This window comes from Streptomyces spongiae (genome assembly GCF_009377185.1).
Taxonomy (GTDB): domain Bacteria; phylum Actinomycetota; class Actinomycetes; order Streptomycetales; family Streptomycetaceae; genus Streptomyces; species Streptomyces spongiae.
The window spans coordinates 1-2,343 of sequence record NZ_VJZC01000938.1 but is presented as its reverse complement, the minus strand read 5'-3'; the positions used below and the strand labels follow the sequence as shown (position 1 = coordinate 2,343).

Below are 2,343 nucleotides of genomic sequence, written 5' to 3'. Positions count from 1 at the left end.
GCCCCGCCCATGACTCCCCCCGGGCGATACGCGTGCGAAGGAGCCCGCGATGAGCGAGATGATCACCGCGGACCTGGTCGACCTCGACCTGTCCGCCGACACCAAGGAAGCAGCGGCGCGTGCCCTCGCCGAGCGCATGGTGGCCAAGGGCCGGGTGACCGACCTGGACGGCTTCCTCGCCGACGTGGCCGCCCGCGAGGCCCAGATGCCGACCGGCCTCGACGGCGGCATCGGCATCCCGCACTGTCGCAGCGAGCACGTCACCGAGCCGACCCTCGCCTTCGGGCGCAGCGCGGCCGGTATCGACTTCGGCGCTCCTGACGGGCCCGCCGACCTGATCTTCCTGATCGCCGCCCCGGCCGGCGCGGACGACGCCCACCTCACCATCCTGTCGTCCCTCGCCCGCCAGCTGATGAACACCGAGTTCACCTCCGCGCTGCGCGCCGTGGACGACACGGAGCGGGCCGCGGCACTCATCCGGGGCGACGACGACGCCCAGGGCAGCGAGGACCCCGCAGTTTCCACAGACTCCGCAGACTCTGCAAACGCCGCAGATTCCACGGATTCCACAGACTCCGCGGCGGCGTCGGCCGGAACGGCCTCCGCCGACGCCGCCGCGGGCAACACCGACGACGAAGGCGACGCGAGCGCGGGCGAGAGCACTGCCCCGGTGGCCGCGGCGAGCGCCGAGGAGGCCCGCCCGTTCCGTATCGTCGCCGTCACCTCCTGCCCCACCGGCATCGCGCACACCTACATGGCCGCCGAGGCGCTGGAGAACGCCGGCCGTGACACCGATGGCGTCGAGGTCGTCGTCGAGCCGCAGGGCTCGGCCGGCTTCAGCCGGCTCGACCCGGCGGTCATCGCCGCCGCCGACGGCGTGATCTTCGCCCATGACGTCCCTGTACGGGAGAAGGAGCGCTTCGCCGGCAAGCCCACCGTGGACGTCGGTGTGAAGGCGGGCATCAACCGGCCCGCCGAGCTGATCGCCGAGGTCCGCGGCAAGGCCGAGCGCGGTGAGGTCACCTCGGCCGCCGGGGCCGGCTCCACCCCGGTCGAGCGCGCGGGCGAGCCCGGCGACGGCTACGGCACCAAGCTCCGCAAGTGGCTGATGACCGGCGTGAGTTACATGGTCCCGTTCGTCGCGGCGGGCGGTCTGCTCATCGCGCTCGGCTTCGCGATCGGTGGCTACCAGATCAACGAGGCCAAGCCGGTCACCGAGCACTTCCTCTGGGGCCAGCTGGACAGCTGGGCCGCGCTGCTGTTCCAGATCGGCGGCGTCGCCTTCGGCTTCCTGATCCCCGTCCTCGCCGGTTACATCGCCTACGGCATGGCGGACCGCCCCGGTCTGGTCCCCGGCTTCGTCGGCGGCATGATCGCCTCCAACATCGCCGCCGGTTTCCTCGGCGGTCTGGTCGCCGGTCTGCTGGCCGGTGCGGTCGTCCTCGCCATCCAGCGGATCAAGATCCCGCCGGTACTGCGCGGCATCATGCCGGTGGTCGTGATACCGCTGATCTCCTCGATGATCGTCGGCTTCCTGATGTTCGTCGTGGTCGGCAAGCCCATCGCCGAGGCCCAGAAGGCCATGACCGACTGGCTGAGCGGCCTCTCCGGCACCAACGCCGTCCTCCTCGGCATCCTGCTCGGCCTGATGATGTGCTTCGACCTGGGTGGCCCCGTCAACAAGGTCGCGTACGCCTTCGCCACGGGCGGCATCGCCGTCCAGGACCCGAGCGACTCCGCGATGAAGATCATGGCTGCCGTGATGGCCGCCGGTATGGTCCCGCCGCTGGGCATGGCCCTGGCCACCACGATCCGCAAGAAGCTGTTCACCACCGCCGAGCGCGAGAACGGCAAGGCGGCCTGGGTCCTCGGCGCCTCCTTCATCTCGGAGGGCGCGATCCCGTTCGCCGCCGCCGACCCGCTGCGGGTCATCCCGGCCTCCATGGCGGGCGGCGCGGTCACCGGGGCGCTGACCATGGCCTTCGGCTCGACCCTGCGCGCCCCGCACGGCGGCATCTGGGTCACCTTCCTCATCGGCAAGCCGTTCCTGTACCTGCTGGCCATCGCGATCGGTACGGCGGTCACGGCCGGCCTGGTCATCGTCCTGAAGGGCATGCGGAAGACCCAGGCGGGCGCGGTCGCCGAGGAGGCCCCGACCGCCACGGCGGAGACGAAGCAGCCGGTCGCGGCGTGAGCCGCAGCATGGAGATCGGTCGCGGCGTGGGCCGCAGCATGAAGGCCGGTCGCGACGTAAGCCGCTGACTGACCGCGGCAGGGTGGCCGGTCGCGGTCTCACCCCGCGACCGGCCCGCGCGACGGCGGCCGCAGCCCGTTGGACAGGGG

General features: G+C 71.9%; 1 protein-coding gene. It reads left to right on the top strand.

The window, feature by feature from the left end:
• Window positions 1-49 precede the first annotated feature (49 nt).
• Entirely contained in the window at window positions 50-2,194 is a 2,145-nt protein-coding gene (locus tag FNH08_RS48905; RefSeq protein ID WP_152778369.1) for a PTS fructose transporter subunit IIABC, read from the top strand.
• Window positions 2,195-2,343: the final 149 nt, after the last annotated feature.